This is a genomic window from Micromonospora sp. NPDC047756, from assembly GCF_055587245.1.
On the sequence record NZ_JBVJGQ010000008.1, the window covers coordinates 88,506 to 102,599 of the forward strand.

The 14,094-nt window shown below is 68.7% G+C and carries 20 protein-coding genes; 9 read left to right on the forward strand and 11 right to left on the reverse strand.

Annotated features, from left to right (window positions below):
- The first annotated feature begins 17 nt into the window (after positions 1–17).
- A complete protein-coding gene (locus tag ACZ6NZ_RS25765; RefSeq protein WP_465860641.1) occupies positions 18–1,139 on the forward strand; it encodes a DUF5047 domain-containing protein in 1,122 nt (373 codons plus the stop codon).
- Positions 1,139–1,864, forward strand: a complete 726-nt coding sequence (locus tag ACZ6NZ_RS25770) for a hypothetical protein (protein ID WP_465860642.1) — start codon at positions 1,139–1,141, stop codon at positions 1,862–1,864. Before ACZ6NZ_RS25765 ends, ACZ6NZ_RS25770 begins: the two co-directional genes overlap by 1 nt.
- On the opposite strand, the gene ACZ6NZ_RS25775 is transcribed toward ACZ6NZ_RS25770, so the two are convergent.
- Complete coding sequence (locus tag ACZ6NZ_RS25775; RefSeq protein ID WP_465860643.1) at positions 1,859–2,437, reverse strand: DUF3152 domain-containing protein; 579 nt, start codon at positions 2,435–2,437, stop codon at positions 1,859–1,861. The genes ACZ6NZ_RS25770 and ACZ6NZ_RS25775 overlap by 6 nt on opposite strands.
- Before the next feature lie 68 nt (positions 2,438–2,505).
- Between ACZ6NZ_RS25775 and ACZ6NZ_RS25780 the strand changes: the two genes are divergently transcribed.
- From ACZ6NZ_RS25780 to ACZ6NZ_RS25795, 4 genes are all read left to right on the forward strand, one after another.
- Complete coding sequence (locus tag ACZ6NZ_RS25780; protein WP_465860644.1) at positions 2,506–3,030, forward strand: hypothetical protein; 525 nt, start codon at positions 2,506–2,508, stop codon at positions 3,028–3,030.
- Between the two features lie 15 nt (positions 3,031–3,045).
- Complete coding sequence (locus tag ACZ6NZ_RS25785; RefSeq protein ID WP_465860645.1) at positions 3,046–3,930, forward strand: hypothetical protein; 885 nt, start codon at positions 3,046–3,048, stop codon at positions 3,928–3,930.
- A gap of 25 nt (positions 3,931–3,955) precedes the next feature.
- Positions 3,956–4,231: a hypothetical protein gene (locus tag ACZ6NZ_RS25790; protein WP_465860646.1), complete on the forward strand. Its 276-nt coding sequence runs from the start codon at positions 3,956–3,958 to the stop codon at positions 4,229–4,231.
- Positions 4,232–4,340: 109 nt separating this feature from the next.
- Positions 4,341–4,832, forward strand: a complete 492-nt coding sequence (locus ACZ6NZ_RS25795) for a hypothetical protein (protein ID WP_465860647.1) — start codon at positions 4,341–4,343, stop codon at positions 4,830–4,832.
- On the opposite strand, the gene ACZ6NZ_RS25800 is transcribed toward ACZ6NZ_RS25795, so the two are convergent.
- A complete protein-coding gene (locus ACZ6NZ_RS25800; protein ID WP_465860648.1) occupies positions 4,820–5,146 on the reverse strand; it encodes a hypothetical protein in 327 nt (108 codons plus the stop codon). The genes ACZ6NZ_RS25795 and ACZ6NZ_RS25800 overlap by 13 nt on opposite strands.
- 41 nt (positions 5,147–5,187) lie before the next feature.
- On the opposite strand from ACZ6NZ_RS25800, the gene ACZ6NZ_RS25805 reads away from it, so the two are divergent.
- Both ACZ6NZ_RS25805 and ACZ6NZ_RS25810 read left to right on the forward strand, forming a co-directional pair.
- A complete protein-coding gene (locus ACZ6NZ_RS25805; RefSeq protein ID WP_465860649.1) occupies positions 5,188–5,421 on the forward strand; it encodes a hypothetical protein in 234 nt (77 codons plus the stop codon).
- Positions 5,418–5,780, forward strand: a complete 363-nt coding sequence (locus ACZ6NZ_RS25810; protein WP_465860650.1) for a hypothetical protein — start codon at positions 5,418–5,420, stop codon at positions 5,778–5,780. The genes ACZ6NZ_RS25805 and ACZ6NZ_RS25810 overlap by 4 nt, the downstream gene beginning before the upstream one ends.
- Before the next feature lie 346 nt (positions 5,781–6,126).
- Here the strand turns inward: ACZ6NZ_RS25810 and ACZ6NZ_RS25815 are convergent, their stop codons facing one another.
- The 3 genes from ACZ6NZ_RS25815 to ACZ6NZ_RS25825 all read right to left on the reverse strand — a co-directional run bounded on the left by ACZ6NZ_RS25815 (position 6,127) and on the right by ACZ6NZ_RS25825 (position 7,102).
- A complete protein-coding gene (locus tag ACZ6NZ_RS25815; RefSeq protein ID WP_465860651.1) occupies positions 6,127–6,645 on the reverse strand; it encodes a hypothetical protein in 519 nt (172 codons plus the stop codon).
- A 126-nt stretch (positions 6,646–6,771) separates the two neighbouring features.
- Complete coding sequence (locus ACZ6NZ_RS25820; protein WP_465860652.1) at positions 6,772–6,924, reverse strand: hypothetical protein; 153 nt, start codon at positions 6,922–6,924, stop codon at positions 6,772–6,774.
- A gap of 25 nt (positions 6,925–6,949) precedes the next feature.
- On the reverse strand, positions 6,950–7,102 hold the full coding sequence (locus ACZ6NZ_RS25825; protein WP_465860653.1) for a hypothetical protein: 153 nt from the start codon (positions 7,100–7,102) through the stop codon (positions 6,950–6,952).
- Between the two features lie 125 nt (positions 7,103–7,227).
- Between ACZ6NZ_RS25825 and ACZ6NZ_RS25830 the strand changes: the two genes are divergently transcribed.
- Positions 7,228–7,449 carry a hypothetical protein gene (locus tag ACZ6NZ_RS25830; RefSeq protein ID WP_465860654.1) on the forward strand — a complete coding sequence of 74 codons (222 nt, stop codon included), beginning with the start codon at positions 7,228–7,230 and terminating at the stop codon, positions 7,447–7,449.
- Between the two features lie 85 nt (positions 7,450–7,534).
- On the opposite strand, the gene ACZ6NZ_RS25835 is transcribed toward ACZ6NZ_RS25830, so the two are convergent.
- From ACZ6NZ_RS25835 to ACZ6NZ_RS25860, 6 genes are all read right to left on the reverse strand, one after another.
- Positions 7,535–7,780, reverse strand: a complete 246-nt coding sequence (locus tag ACZ6NZ_RS25835) for a hypothetical protein (protein ID WP_465860655.1) — start codon at positions 7,778–7,780, stop codon at positions 7,535–7,537.
- A gap of 406 nt (positions 7,781–8,186) precedes the next feature.
- On the reverse strand, positions 8,187–9,440 hold the full coding sequence (locus ACZ6NZ_RS25840; RefSeq protein ID WP_465860656.1) for a helix-turn-helix domain-containing protein: 1,254 nt from the start codon (positions 9,438–9,440) through the stop codon (positions 8,187–8,189).
- A gap of 239 nt (positions 9,441–9,679) precedes the next feature.
- Positions 9,680–9,925 carry a hypothetical protein gene (locus ACZ6NZ_RS25845; protein WP_465860657.1) on the reverse strand — a complete coding sequence of 82 codons (246 nt, stop codon included), beginning with the start codon at positions 9,923–9,925 and terminating at the stop codon, positions 9,680–9,682.
- On the reverse strand, positions 9,922–10,446 hold the full coding sequence (locus ACZ6NZ_RS25850; protein WP_465860658.1) for a hypothetical protein: 525 nt from the start codon (positions 10,444–10,446) through the stop codon (positions 9,922–9,924). Before ACZ6NZ_RS25850 ends, ACZ6NZ_RS25845 begins: the two co-directional genes overlap by 4 nt.
- A 116-nt stretch (positions 10,447–10,562) precedes the next feature.
- On the reverse strand, positions 10,563–13,013 hold the full coding sequence (locus ACZ6NZ_RS25855; protein WP_465860659.1) for a P-loop NTPase family protein: 2,451 nt from the start codon (positions 13,011–13,013) through the stop codon (positions 10,563–10,565).
- 23 nt (positions 13,014–13,036) lie between these two features.
- Positions 13,037–14,092: a hypothetical protein gene (locus tag ACZ6NZ_RS25860; RefSeq protein ID WP_465860660.1), complete on the reverse strand. Its 1,056-nt coding sequence runs from the start codon at positions 14,090–14,092 to the stop codon at positions 13,037–13,039.
- Positions 14,093–14,094: the final 2 nt, after the last annotated feature.

The following is a 14,094-nucleotide window of genomic DNA, read 5'->3' on the forward strand; positions in this document are numbered from 1 at the left end:
CGACCGGGGGTGTGCTCATGCGCCCGGTCACCGACGCGTTCCTCCGATCCGTTCGGGGCTCACACCGGGCTGTGTTCGAAGCCCGCGTTGTCACCCCCGGGCAGACCGGTGTCAACCCCACCGGCACCACCATCCCCATCCACGACGGTGACGTGCAGTTAGACGGCACCGCCGACATTCGGTCAACCCTGGAGTTGACCACCATCGACACCAACCTGTGGCCCACCGGGGCGGGATCCCTCCTCGCCCCGTACGGCAACGAAGTGTTCGTCCGCCGGGGCATCGCGTTCGGTGACGGCACCACCGAATGGGTGTCCCTCGGATACCACCGCATTGACACGTCCGAGCAAGACGACGCACCCGACGGGCCCATCAGGGTGTCCGCCCGCGACCGCATGGCCGGCATCGTTGACGGCCGGCTCACCGCACCCAAAGCGTTCCCCGCCGCCACCACCCGAGGTGCCCTACTGTCCGCCCTCGTCACCGAGATTTACCCCTGGGCGACCATCGAATGGGACGACACCGCCGACCGGGACGCCCCAATCGGCCGGCAAACCATCGCCGAGGAAGACCGCTACGCCGTGTGCAACGACCTGGTGACCAGCGCCGGCAAAACGTGGTGGTGGGACCACCGGGGCATCCTCGTGGTCCGCACCCCCACCCCCACCAGCACCCCCGTGTGGGACGTCAACCACGGCGAAAACGGGGTGCTCGTCGAGTTGGGCCGGCGGCTCACCCGCTCCGGCGCGTACAACGCGGTCGTGGCGACCGGGGAAGGCGCGGACACCGCATACCCGGCGCGGGCCGTCGCCGTGGACACCAACCCCAACTCGCCCACCCGCTGGGGTGGGCCGTTCGGGAAAGTCCCCTACTTCTACAACAGCCCGCTGCTCACATCTGTGGCGCGGGCGCGCGCGGCTGCGGCGACCACCCTCGCCCGCATGGTCGGCCTGCCCTACTCGGTGGACCTCACAGCCGTCCCCAACCCGGCGTTGGAACCAGGCGACCCCATCCGGGTTGTGTACCCGGGCCGCGCCGAAACGCACGTCATCGACCGCATGACCATCCCCCTCGACGTGAACCAACCGTTGACAGCGTCCACCCGCGAACAGGCCACCGTTCTCACCGGGGAGGGCTGATGGCGTCCTACGGCACCGACGACCTCACACCTGTTCTGGCCGCCCAACCGGCCCTGGGGCTCGGCTACCGGCAAGGCATCCTCCAAGCCTGGAACACGGTCAACGCCGAAAACGTCGTTGAAGTCGCCGGGATGCTCGTCGAAAACCTGCCCATCCTCAACACCAACAACGACGCCCTCCAACTGGCACCCGGTGATGTGGTGGGCATCCTGACCACCGGCCCGGCAGCGTCCTCGTGGATGATCCTCGGCCGGGTCACCATGCCGGGCACCCCCGCCGCCGAATCGTTGCTGTCGCAGGTGTCCAGCGGCATCGACGCCGCCACCGTCGTCACACAACAAACCACCACCTCAACCACCTACACCGACCTGGCCACGGTCGGCCCGTCAGTGTCAGTGACCATCCGCCCATCCGGGAAAGCACTGGTGGTGGTGTCAGCCCAACTGGCGTTCTCGGAGTCCGGCACCCAGGAAACGGGGGCGGCCGTGTCGTTCGTCGCCTCCGGCGCCAACACCCTCGGCACGTCCCCGCAACGGTCGCTGAACAACTGGTTGTCGGTGGGCGGGCCGGCGGCGAGTATCGGCCTCACCGACCAGATGGGGGCCACGTTCTACCTGTCCGGCCTCAACCCGGGGTTGACGACGTTCACGTTGAAGTACCGGACGCAGATGTCGGGGAAGATCGCCTACTTCGCCGACCGGGTGTTGGTGGTGTGGCCGCTATGAGGGGTGCACCCACACGTTGAGGTCGCAGCCGTCCAACGCGTACGTTGCCCGACGCATCACCGGCGCAGGTTGGCCGGGTGCGGGGCACCCCTCGTGGTCGATGCGGCCGAGCATGTGCCCCAACTCGTGCAACACCACCCACGTGCGCTGGTCATCCAAGCTGCCACCGACGGCGGCGAAACGCGGCCCCACCCGCACCCACGCGTCAGCGGTCACCACCGCGTACCCCTCATCGACGAACGCCCTACCAATGTCCTGCCCAATGCCGTTGGTGCCCCGATACCCGGGATGCACCAGTCGCACCGTGAACTGCCCGAGGTCGGTGCGCCACCCCCTCGGGTCGTCCACCACCCGCTGCACGTAGGCGGCGAACTCGGCCAGGTCCACGCCCACCCCGTCGGCCACCTCCGTTGCCGGCGGCACGTACCGCACCGGCTGCCTTGTGGGGGACCCCACCGACAGCGGCACCGGGACGGGAACTGGGTCGGGGTCGGCGAGTACCCGCACCCACACCAGTACCGCCGCGACGACGAGCACCGCGGCGAGCACCCCTGACCCAACAACCCGCCTCACTGTCACCCCCTGGGCTGATTCAGGCACCGACAGTAGCCACCCTTTGCCACCCGTGACAGGAGGCGCACGTGCCGGGAACCACCCCCACCTTCGGTCTGCCGTATCAGACGACCAACGACGCCCCGAACGGGCCGATCCTGGGTCAGCAGTTGGCGGAGGCTGTGGAGTCGACGCTGCTGGCGAAGCAACCCCTCCAGGGCACCGCCACCCTGTCCAGCCTGTTCACCCTGACGACCACCACCACCGACCTGCCAGGATGTTCGATCACAAAAAATGTGCCCCGCGCGAGTGCGGTGGCGTTGCTGACGTGGACAGCGGACTGTGTCCTCACGGGCGCTGGCACCGCGTCCCTGCTGGCCGTGGTCAACGTGATGATCGACGGCGTTGATCAGGCGTTCCCGCAGTCGGTGTGGGGGCCAGGCAACCTTGCGGTGCAGGCCAACACGCGTGGCACCACGTCCGGGTCAATGACCGTCGTGCTGTCGGGGTCAGGAAACCACACGTTCAAACTGCGCGGCGCGGCGTCGTCGGGCACAGGGCAGATCAAGCTCAACGCCCAACACACGAGTCTCTCCGTCGTCATCCTTCCCTGACCTGAGAGGACACCGATGCCCACATATCCTCAGTTGCAGGCCGAGTCCTACTGGACGCGGGAGATCGTCACCGACGAGATCGACTGGCTCGGAGACGAACTGTGCCGGCGCACCAACCGGCCCCGCGTCGCGTTCGGATCCAAGGGCGACAACGCGCACCTACGCGGCGCGCACCGCTCTCAGGAGTGGTTGCTGAAGTCCCGCTACTCGACCAGCCGCACCTACACCGTGCAGTCCGGGCTGACCGCCGAGCAGGCGCGCCACGTCGCCGGCATCGACTTCACGCCCGGCTCCGACACCCAGATGATCGCCCAGTGCAAGCGGCTCCTCGCCGCGATGAAGGGCGGACGGCTCGACGAGGTGGTCGAGTTCTACGGCAACGTCAACGGCGACAAGATCGTGGACGGCTGGGACAACCCACGCGACCGCCCCGCAAGCTCGGACAGCTCCCACCTGTGGCACTGGCACCTGACGATCGACCGGCGGCACTGCCGGAACCGGAAGTTGATGGAGCGGATCCTGGCCATTGTGCTGGGGCTGACAGTGGAGGACGACGACATGACCCCCGAAGAGCACAACTGGTTGGCCACCGTCCACAAGAACCTCACCGTCCTGGACGGCCGCAACCCGATCGGGCAGATCTACACCCGGATGGCCATGGGTGAGGACGCCACCGCGGCGAAGTACACCCCCGCGCACCCGACGCTCAAGTCCCTCGGGGAGCAGATTGCCGCGTTGCAGACGGCGTTGACCGCCCTCGCCGCCCGGGACTTCACCGACGAACCGGCGATCGTCCAGGGCGTGTTGGCCGGGCTCGACGCGACCGCCATCGCGGACGCGATCCCGCCGACCGTGGCCAAGCAGGTGGCGGACGAGCTGGCCCGCCGGCTCGTCGCCTAACCCAACAACACACACGGGGGCCCGCGTGACGACCGCCCGCAGTCGGCCCGAGCAGGTGCGCGACCTGATAATGATCCTGGTACTGGCCATCTGGGTGATCTACGCCGGGGCGGCCGTCACCCAACTGTTCCTGTCCGGGGCGAAAGTGCTGGAGTCGCTGCCCCCGTTCTGGTTCTGGGGCATCCCCCTCGCCCCATATTCGGCCCTGTACACGCCATGGATGCGCACCGCAACGGGTACAGGACCACCCGTGGAACCTGCACCGCCGACACCACCGCAACCCTCGGAGTCCGCGCCGTGACCCCGATCCAGTACGTCCTCCTCACCGTTGCCTGCGGCGGCGGATACCTGCTGTTCGGATGGGCGGCCCGCCGTGCTTATGACCGCACACGACGCAATGGGGGTCCACGATGACAGTGCCTGAAGCTCTCGCCCCACGCCGGGTGTGGACGTGGCTGGGCACACCCGGGTCGGTGCGTGTCATCACCGCCGGCATGGTCGTGTACGCGCTGCTCATCGGCGCCCTGGTTTTCGGGTACGCCCGGGTGTCGTCGTGTCTCGCCCAGTACGCGGACGCGTCAGCGCGGTCGACGGCGGCGAGGGCGCAGGCGGCGTCGGAAGATCGTGCGGTTGATGAGGCGGACCGTCGGGTCAACGACCGGGACCGGGCTGCTGCGGCGCGGGCGGATGACGCCTTGGACAAGGTGTTGTTGTCGATGGCAGCCGATGACCGGGGAAAGACGCAGGCGGCGTTCGCGGAGTTGTTGCGGGTGCGCGCTGAGGTTGCTGATGTGCGGGCGGAGTCGGCGGCTGCCCGGGTGGCGAACGACGCGACCCGGGTTCGCAACGATGAGGCCCGGAAGCAGAACCCGGTGCCGCCCCCACCGTCTCAGTCCTGCTGACCGTCGCGCATCCAGGTCCCGCCGCGGCGCACCCATCCTTCGGCCCGCCCGTTGGCGCCGATGACGGCGGGCACCTCAACCCACGCCCCGTCCCACATAAGGCGGGCGATTTCACGTTCGGCGCGCTCGCGGCTGCGGTAGGTGTGTGAGCCGACCCGAATGTCGGTGTGCTCCACCACCCAACGCTCGTCGGTGGTGCGCCCGAGGGTGATGTGTCGGCTGTCGGAGCCGGCGGTGTGACCTGACTGCCAGCGGCGCACCCGTTGCAGGCCGGGCAGCAGCCACGGTTCGACCTTCTCGCCACCGTCCATCACGCCGCCCAGCTTAGGCGGCCCTTTGTCATGGGGAGCGATCCATGCAGCACCTCAACGGCCGGCACCAGGCCACCGTCAGCATCGCCCGCTACTTCGCGTTCGACCATCTGCCGCCGCACCTGCGGGCGATCAGCCAGCCATTCCATCACCTGGCCCAGCACCTGATCGGCGTTTTGCCTGACGGGCCAGAGCTGACGGCCGGACTTCGCAAGCTCTTGGAAGCCAAGGACTGCGCAGTCCGGGCCGCCCTCGACATCCCCAAGGAGGACTCATGAACGACGTTCCCGAGCTGCCCGTGTACGGCTTCGCCCCGAACCTCGGCGGCCTGCTGTCCCTGGCCATCACTGTCCTGCTGCCGATCCTCGTCGGCCTGGTCACCCGTCAGTCCACGTCCGCCGGCACGAAGGCGGTGCTGCTGCTTGCCCTGTCGGCGGTGAACTCGGTCCTCTCCGCTTGGTTGCAGGCGGAGAACACGGCGGCGGTGTTCGAGTGGATCCCGGTGGTGTACACCACGGCGATCAGCTTCGGTATCGCTGTGGCCGTGCACCTGGGCTTCTACCGGCCGACGGGTGTGGCCTCGGCCGCGCAGAACAGCGGCGTGAAGGACCGGCCTCTGTCGGAGCCCACCGCCTGACGTTCCGCCTCACGATCTGGTGCCGTTCCTACTCCCCAGCGGCGGCACCTCACCGGCCACCCTCACATCTCCCTGCCTGCCGTTGCGCGGGCCGGAGGTGTGGGGGTGGCCGCTCTTTCGCGTTTAGGGGCGAGTTCGGCGTCGGCGCGCAGCCGGTACCAGCAGGGGAAGAGGGCGTACCCGCAGTCACGGCATCGGCGGGGTTCCACGTCGCAGCGTCCATGCCGTGCCGCGAGCGCCCGCCAATGCTCACGATCCACCCCGACCATGTACCCGTGACCTGCGGAAACGAAGCGCCCCCACCTGGCCTCACAGCTGGTCGGGGGGCGCTGCTTGCTGCCTGGGGTCACATGGGCTGGTGGAACACCTCGCCGCCCAGCGTCCGGGCCACCTTCCGGCACGCCGCCTCGTCTGGGCAGCCCACCGTCCAGTTCCGCCCCAACACGAGGTTCACGTCGGCGACGTCCTCCAGCAGGATGGCCATGGACCTCGGCTGCTGTCGGGCCTGCGCCTCCGTCTTGTAGATGCCGATGGTGTACTCCTCGCCGTCGACGTAGCAGCTGCCCCGGGCGACTGCGCCCGTCGGGCTCGCAACGGCCGAGTAGTCCACGCAGTCGATACCGCCGGGGCTGAGCGCCTCGATGAGCCGCATGGGGTTGGCGTACTTGCCGCCGTCGACCGGCGGCTTCGGGGGCGCGGGGGTGGGTGAGGGTGTCGGGCTGGCGCTCGGCGACGGCGACGCTGAGGTGGGCGACGGGGCGGCGCTCGTCGCGGCTGCGGCCGGCTCGGGGTCGCCGTCGCCACCGCAGCCGGTCAGAGCCACAGCGAGCGTTAGGGCGGTGACGCTCAGGCGGGTACGGATCATGCCGGGCACCGTATCGACCAGCGGCAACGAGACAGCGCGATCGTCGGGTAGGCGACCCGTAGTCCACCCAAACGAGCGCGCCCCCTGGCCGTGTGGCCGGAGGGCGCGCCCTGTTCGGGTTTGGGGTCAGCGGTCGCGGAGTCGTCGTTCGATCTCGTCGATCAGGCGGTACGCCCTTCTCTCCGTTTCCGCCGCATGCCGGTTTCCGGTGAGGTCTTCCCTGGCCGCCGTGTCCATCGTCCGGCCGTACTCGCGGATCAGTTCCAGCAGCTCGTTCATCGGTGCCTCCTTCGGGCGGGGCGGGTCAGTTGACGGTGACGGTGGCGGTCGCGCCGGCCGGGGTGTTGGTCCGTGCCCAGCGCCGAAGGTGCGCGACCCGCTCGGGGGTGGCGTTGCGGACGGTCCGCTGCTTGGTGCCGTTGGCGGTCTCGATTTCGATGCGCACCGTGTGGGTCATGTCCGCTCCCCTGCCTCGTTGTCCTTTGTGCCATCAGCCTACTGCTAGCGCTAGTATCAGCACAAGCACTAGCACTCATCCGAACGGAGGATTTATCGCACTAGTGCTACCGCTAGCATCAACCCATGAGCGACCTCGACGACCTCGGCCGACGCCACAAACAACTCCTGCGCGAACTCGCCGAACTCAAAGCACCACTCCACGCCGCGATGATCGCCGAACGCGCCGCCGGCACCACCCAGAACGACATCCGCGAACGGTCGGGTTACAAAACCATCCAGCAGGTGCGCGTCATCCTCGGCGAAGCCCAGCCCTCCAAGCGCAGCGGCAGCAAGCCATCCGAATGACCCGCACACACAGAACCGGCCCGGACTCAACGGGGAAGAGTCCGGGCCGGTTCCGTCGGGTGCAGTAAAGATCAGTGGACGGCGTTCACCGGGAGCCGTTCTGGTTCGCACGGATCGCCGACACCAACACCCGCGCCTCAAAACACCACCCCTTGGCGCACTCACCCTCAGCCCCGCACGTGTGACCGTGAAGTCGCACCATCCCGGCGGTGGCATCCCGGTGCACCGCCACCGCCCACACCACCTCATCACGGCGGGTCGGGTTGGGGTCAATCTCATGGGAAAGCAGGTGCAGGCGGGTTCCGCGCGGCACATCCATTTCAACGATCACCGCGACCGCCTCGGGTAGCGGTGACCCCGGTTGCGGGCGACCCGGCAACCGGACGACCCGCACGCGAACAGGTGGTCGGCGTCCAGGCGGGTGTTAGCTTCCGTACCCCTCGGGGTCGGGGTGCCGCCGCGCACCGCCCTGCCGTTGTGTAACCGCCACGCGTCCACTGTGAGCCCCTGTCGCGCGTTGGGGTGGGTGGCGGCCGGAAGGGCTGGGGAGCCAACCAGCCGCCACGCCGTGAGGTCGGCAACACCGGCCCTCGCCGTCCCGGCCACGAGCCACTGCGCCATTCCCGTCAGCAACATGTACTGACATGTTGAGAATGACCTGCCCGGCGGAAGAAAGGCAGGTACCCCACGTACCGCAAACCACCGTCAGCGACCGGAGTGGTACACCATGTGCGACCTCAAGGCGTGTAGCCGACCACCGCCGCCAGATCCGCCAAATCCTCCGTCATCGCCCGACGCCGACCGTCCGAAATGACATTCACAATGTCTCGGGCGTAGCGCTGCTGCCGCAACCACGCCGGCGCAAGATGCCGCAACTCCACCAACACACCAGTCGCCTCACCGTGCTCCCGGCGCTGCGCATACGCCCACGCCACGTCCAGGCGGTGACGCTGCCAGCTCGACCCCACAGGCGTCGGCCCCGGCGGCACCAGCCGCGCCAAGTCCAACACCTTGCCCGGGTCGCCGGCCACCGCGGCGTTCTCCACCCGGGCCATCTGCACACGAGCCGCATCGAACCCGCCGACCATCATCAGGTGCTCGCCGCCGGGAGCGCGCTCGCCGATCCGGACGGCGGCGGCCTGTGCCGAATCAACCAAGTCTGCGGCGCGGTCCGGTTGGTTGTCGCGGGCGAACGCGGCAGCACCACCCACCAGCAGCCACCCCCAGGCGGCAAGCTCCCCGGGGGTGGCCCGGGAGAATCGGGGTTCCACCGCATCGGCGGTGGTGGTGGCCAACTCGGCGGCTTCGACGAGGCGACCTTGGCGCATCAGCAGCCAGCACATGCCCTGGATGACCGTGGCGGCCACAACCCGGTCGCCGGACTGCCGGGCGGCGTCGAGCGCCCCCGTCAGCGCGGTCTGCGCCAGGTCGGCCGCGCGCAATTGGATGAGCAGGTTCCCGGTCAGGTGTTGGGTGCGTGCCAGCAAAGCGTAGGCGGCCTGCCGGTCCTGGTCGGTGGCGATGTCGGTGGCGGCGCAAACATCGGCGAGCAGCGGCGGCAGAAGCGACAGTGCCTCCGCGTAGCCGTTGCGCTGGTAGGTGCGGTCAACGGCCCGTAGCCGCCCGGTGAGCACGTCGAGGGTGGGTGGGTCGCCGGCAGGTGCGGTCAGCAGTGCGCCGTCGAGCCCGCGCACGGGGGCGACGACACGGCGTATGGCGGCCAGTGACAGTGGCCGGTGGTCCGGTTCGGCGCGGGCTGCGGCTTCGGTGGCGTCGCCGATCAGCGCGGTGGTGGACACGTTGAGGGCGCGGGCGAGCGCGTGGAGGGTGGCGAGGTTCGCGGAGCGGCGCACGTTTTGCTCAAGTTTCCGAATGATCTCGACGCTGAGGTTCGCGCGTTCAGCCAATTGGTCTTGGGTGAGTCGGCCGGCTTTGCGGTGACGCTTCAGTTTGTCGCCAATGGTTTGGTTGGCGGGTGTTTTGCTTGTCATGGGTTGCTCCCGGTAGAGGTCGGGGGCGGGGCCGTCGGCCTCTACCCCGACGGCCCGCCAGTTTCCACGCTACCTGTGGCCAACGATCGTGGCCGCATACGCGCGTCCAACGCCGCTGACCTTTGCGCCGCCTCCGACAGGTCGAGCAGCCCCCGCAAGCACCGCTTGAACGGCCCAAGGTGCCGGGTGTACACGCACGTCAGCCCAGGTGTCAGCGGGTGCGGTCGCATCCGCCCACGCTACCGGCGGGCATCCTCGACCACGCTCAACCATTCGTCCGCGCACGCCCAACCCTCAGCCGTGTCGTCGCACGCCAACACCCGCCAACCCCGCAACCGGCCGTAGTCGGGGGCGGCCCGCACCATCATCCGCGCCAGAATCAGGTTGGCGGCTTTGTCGGGGGTGTCCGCCCACGGATCCGTCAACGTGTTCTCCGCCCGCAGCACACCGGCAGCGTCGAACGACCTCCACCGCCACACGCTCACCGGCGGGACCTGCGACGGCGCCGCCGCTTCCCCGGCAGCAGCAAACCAACCGCTGTCGTAGCGACACCAGCCCCGTAGGCGACCCCGTCACCGGCGGTGGCCACCGGGCCGGAGGCAGTCTGCCAACCCACCACGCAGGCGATCACCAACCATCCAGCAGCCCACGCCGCGACCCGGATCCGCCCGGGTGTCCACTCCCACGACCACGCTGATGCAGCCGTAGGCGCGCTTGCGGCCCGGGTGGTGCGCCGCTGGCGGGGAGCCCGGGTGCCCTTGGCCGGAGGCTGCCAGCCCGGCTCGCGTGCCTGCCGCTGCGCCACCGCCTCCCACGGCTTCACCCGCAGCGGGTTCCCCATGTTGTGCTCGATGTTGTACAGCGGGCGCTCAGCCTCGATTGCCGCCTTCTCCGCCGCCAACACGGCAGCCTTCCCTGCGTACGTGGTGGAGTCGACCTCCCACCGGACGATGGTGTCCGCCCACGGCTGGTCGTAGATGTGCTCCATCAGCCGCACGAACGGCATCCGCACCGTCTCCCCCACATACCCGAGGACGATTTGCCCGGTGAGGGGGTGGCGCACCCAGAAGCGGTACAGGGCGCAATCACGGCGGTCTGCGCCAGGCGTGAACGGCTGCGCGGTCACTTGGATCCCCCCGCAGGCTCGAACAAAGTAGCAGCGGCACTTCCGTAGCCTGGCACCTCATACAGCGCGTTCTTGATTCGCCGAAGCTTCCCGTCCGCCATCAGGTCGGTGAGCGCCTTATCGCGGGTGCCGTCCTTCATCGGCTCGGCCATCGCGGCAAGCCTGGCAATCAGCTGATCCCTGGTGACCACACCGCGCTCATTCGCGGCAGTTCGGGCGGCCTCAAGCACCACATCACGGGACACCCGGGCCACCTTCTGCGCGGCCGGCGACGGCTGCTCCGGAGGGCGCTGCGCGGCCGGGGTGGCTTGCGTAACCGCCGCAGCCTCCAACAGCTCGATGGCCTTACCGCCCGACAGCAGATCAGCATCCGAGCGGCCCGCCGCGAGCAACCGGCGGGCACGTTCCTTCCGGTCACCCCACAACACGCCAGACTCCTGCTGCGCCTCCCGGCCAAACACCCCCGGCGTCAACGTCGACTGGCCCTCGCCGTCGACCAGCCACACACCCATGTCGTCACCAGTGAAATCTGCGCGCCCGTACACGTCACGGCCGTTGACACCCTGCACGAACATCAGACCGGCGGTCGTCTCCCCTGCGGCACAGGTGTTCGCACCCCACACCGACGGCAGCTCCGTCGGGTCAACAGGGCAATCACTGTCAACGGCGGACCGGCCGGCAACATCAGTCATCGCCCGGAAGATCAACGTCTGACCGGCCTTCAACTGCTCCTTGATGTACGTAGAACCACCCAGGTTGTACGCCGCCGGGATCTGCGTGATCAGCCGCATCTTGATGCCGCACTTGCGTCCCATGCCGACCAGCTTCTCCACCAACTCCAGAATGATCGGGTCGTCGATGAACGACTGCACCTCATCAAGGGTGATGACCAGCAGCGGCATGTCTCGGGTGGGGTACCACGTCTTGATGTTGTTCTCGGACAGTTCGTCGTTGCGGCGCAGCATCTCCTTGAGCGCGGCCAACAACATCAGCTTGATCTCGGAGGTGTCGCGGGCAAACCAGTCGACGGCCTCCTTCAACTGCCCGTACGACTGACCTCCCTGCGGGTCACCCACCCAGTCAAGGACACGCCCATCCGAGTGCAGAGACGCCAGCAGCAGTTGCGCCACCAACTCGGACTTGCCGGAGCCGGTGCACCCGGAGATCAGGTCATGGACGGCGCCCTGCTTCGTCCACCACTGGTACCGGATGTCTCGGCTGTCGTCGAAGCGGCCAATGCGAGATCGCCCGTTACGCCAGTCGTTGGCAACCTTTGGGCCCGGCCAGATTTTCGTCTCGGCCAGCAGGTTGTCTGGCTGCACCCGCAACCAACCGATGGACAGGTCCGACTCGTCGGCGGTGAACGACACGTCGGCGTAAGTACACCCGTAGGCAGCGGCGATGCGGCCCAGCAGGTTGGGGCGGGACTCCCGCATGTTGATGGACCCGGGAACCTTCGCGACGACCTTCGCCGTCCAGTTCGGCAGCCGTGTGCGGGTGGCCGCACCAACCTCACACGCGGGTAACTGCTTGTAGTCGACCAGCTCGGTTCCCGCGAGGGGGCCCCCGGTGAGGCCAATGAGCATCGCCCAGGTGCTGACGGCACGCAGCCGCAGGGGGTCGGGTGCCTCCACAGGCTTGTCGGCAACAGCCACATCCACGGCAACCGGGGCGGGTTCGATCTTCCGGCGGGCATCGGCGGCATCCCACCACGGCTTCATGCTGAACGCCCACCGGATCATGCCGGCTGCGGCAACGATGCGACCCGCCCAGGTGTTGATGTCGGTGGCGGCGACCGCGGTCGCCCACAGCCCGGTTTCCCCAGCGGTGATCGCCGCCTGCTGCGCCCGACGGTTGATGTCCCGGATGCGACGGCCGACCCGCTGCCCTTTCTCGATGCGATTTCGGGCCACCGCCCGCTTGGTGAGGGTCCGCTTCGTCACCACATACACGGCGCCAGTAGCGGCGGGGACAGTGAGACCCACGTGGGCGGCCGACAAGTCAGCGAGCGCCGCAACCACGTCGGCGGCTGCCGCGGTGGCCGGCAACCCCCACGCTGCGGCGGTGCGGGCATGCAACCGCTTCGCCTCGCCGATCAACTGGCTGACCTTCGGCGCGTCCTGCGGCGGGTCCAACCGCTCCCCGTGCCGCTGGCAGAACTGCGGCGGGTCCGTGGGAAGCAGCCAGGCGTACTCCTCGCACCGCTCACGTCCGCCGCCGTTGAGGTTGCGCATCTTCGGGCACTGGTGGCGGACGTGAGCGGTGCGGTGGTTGTCGTGGTCGACGGGCACCAGGTACGGCATGCGCTTACGCCTGTCGTCTGCGGCGTCAATGAACCACGGTTGCATTGCCGCCGCCCCCACAGGTACCGGCGTGGGGGTCGGCCTCGTCGTCGGGGTGGGCGCGCTGGTGGGCAGCGCTACCGGCCGGTGCGTCGTCACTGCCATGGCGTCCTCCTCGTCCGTACGGGTCAGCTGTTGATGCGGTCGAAAGCGCGGGCGACGGTGCCGAGAAGCGGCTCCACCTCCGAGGTGCAAGCGCGGGCGTTCGCGGTCGCCGCAGCGGCGGCCTCAGCCGCAGCGGCCGTGTTGGCGACGACATGCGACTTGCCCGACATCTGGACGGTGCCCAGGGTCTGCTCACCGAGGGAGTAGATGCGGGCTCGTAGCCGGTTGAGATGCGCCACGTACTCCTCCGTGGCGTGCATGAGAGCGGCCTGTATGGCGCGGGCCTCGGCGGCGCCGGAAACAACACCCGTGACGGCCTGCTGTGCAACAACGGACATGGTTCCTCCTGCGGTGATCGCCGCGAGCGCGGCGGGTTGGGTGTTACTGCTGGCGGGGGCGCCGACGGTGGCGTCCACCCGGATGGGTTCCCGTTCAGTGGGGGCGGTGGTGCCAGTTGGGGGTGCATCGCGCACCCAACTGGTGAAGGTGTCGTCGTGTTCTTGGCCGCCGCTGCGGGGGACGTCTGTGTCGTCGCCGTGAACCGTGCTGGCCGGCGGTGCGTCGTCGGGCTGCTGCCCTGCTGTCGCCCCGCCTCCATCACGGTCCGGGTTGGGGCCGCCGTCGGGTTGCGGGATGGTGTCCCCCGGTGCCCCGGGCGGGACGGGCTTCCCGCCATCAACAGTTACCGGTGGGACAACGTCGGAGGGTTCACGGGTCCGCCACCGCTCCGCCAGCCGGGTGGTCTCATCGTCCAGGCGCGACTGCATCCGCTCCCGCCGGGACAGCACCTCCCCGGCGGCTTCCTTGTCGAGCCGGCCGGCACGCCGCTGGGTTGCCTTCGCGTCGGCGTCAAGCCAATGCTCCCGCCACCGGTTACCCACGTACTGGCGCATCGGCCCACCCGCCGCCGGGTCAATGCCGGCAGCGATGAGCCGCTGCCGGCGGGCTGCCGCTGCTGGGGATGTCTCACCTTGGCGGGCAGCCCGCCACTCCTCGGCCATCCCCCCCGCCCACTCCGGCGACCTTTTCAACATGCCGTAGATCGCCAGGATGGTGAGGCCAATGGAGATCGGATCCACAG

Bases quoted from the DNA above. Each gene is read 5' to 3' on its own strand.
- ACZ6NZ_RS25765 (WP_465860641.1), top strand. From the start codon at position 18: ATGCGCCCGGTCACCGACGCGTTCCTCCGATCCGTTCGGGGCTCACAC.
- ACZ6NZ_RS25770 (WP_465860642.1), top strand. From the start codon at position 1,139: ATGGCGTCCTACGGCACCGACGACCTCACACCTGTTCTGGCCGCCCAA.
- ACZ6NZ_RS25785 (WP_465860645.1), top strand. From the start codon at position 3,046: ATGCCCACATATCCTCAGTTGCAGGCCGAGTCCTACTGGACGCGGGAG.
- ACZ6NZ_RS25795 (WP_465860647.1), top strand. From the start codon at position 4,341: ATGACAGTGCCTGAAGCTCTCGCCCCACGCCGGGTGTGGACGTGGCTG.
- ACZ6NZ_RS25805 (WP_465860649.1), top strand. From the start codon at position 5,188: ATGCAGCACCTCAACGGCCGGCACCAGGCCACCGTCAGCATCGCCCGC.
- ACZ6NZ_RS25810 (WP_465860650.1), top strand. From the start codon at position 5,418: ATGAACGACGTTCCCGAGCTGCCCGTGTACGGCTTCGCCCCGAACCTC.
- ACZ6NZ_RS25815 (WP_465860651.1), bottom strand. From the start codon at position 6,645: ATGATCCGTACCCGCCTGAGCGTCACCGCCCTAACGCTCGCTGTGGCT.
- ACZ6NZ_RS25820 (WP_465860652.1), bottom strand. From the start codon at position 6,924: ATGAACGAGCTGCTGGAACTGATCCGCGAGTACGGCCGGACGATGGAC.
- ACZ6NZ_RS25825 (WP_465860653.1), bottom strand. From the start codon at position 7,102: ATGACCCACACGGTGCGCATCGAAATCGAGACCGCCAACGGCACCAAG.
- ACZ6NZ_RS25830 (WP_465860654.1), top strand. From the start codon at position 7,228: ATGAGCGACCTCGACGACCTCGGCCGACGCCACAAACAACTCCTGCGC.
- ACZ6NZ_RS25840 (WP_465860656.1), bottom strand. From the start codon at position 9,440: ATGACAAGCAAAACACCCGCCAACCAAACCATTGGCGACAAACTGAAG.
- ACZ6NZ_RS25850 (WP_465860658.1), bottom strand. From the start codon at position 10,446: ATGCCGTTCGTGCGGCTGATGGAGCACATCTACGACCAGCCGTGGGCG.
- ACZ6NZ_RS25855 (WP_465860659.1), bottom strand. From the start codon at position 13,013: ATGGCAGTGACGACGCACCGGCCGGTAGCGCTGCCCACCAGCGCGCCC.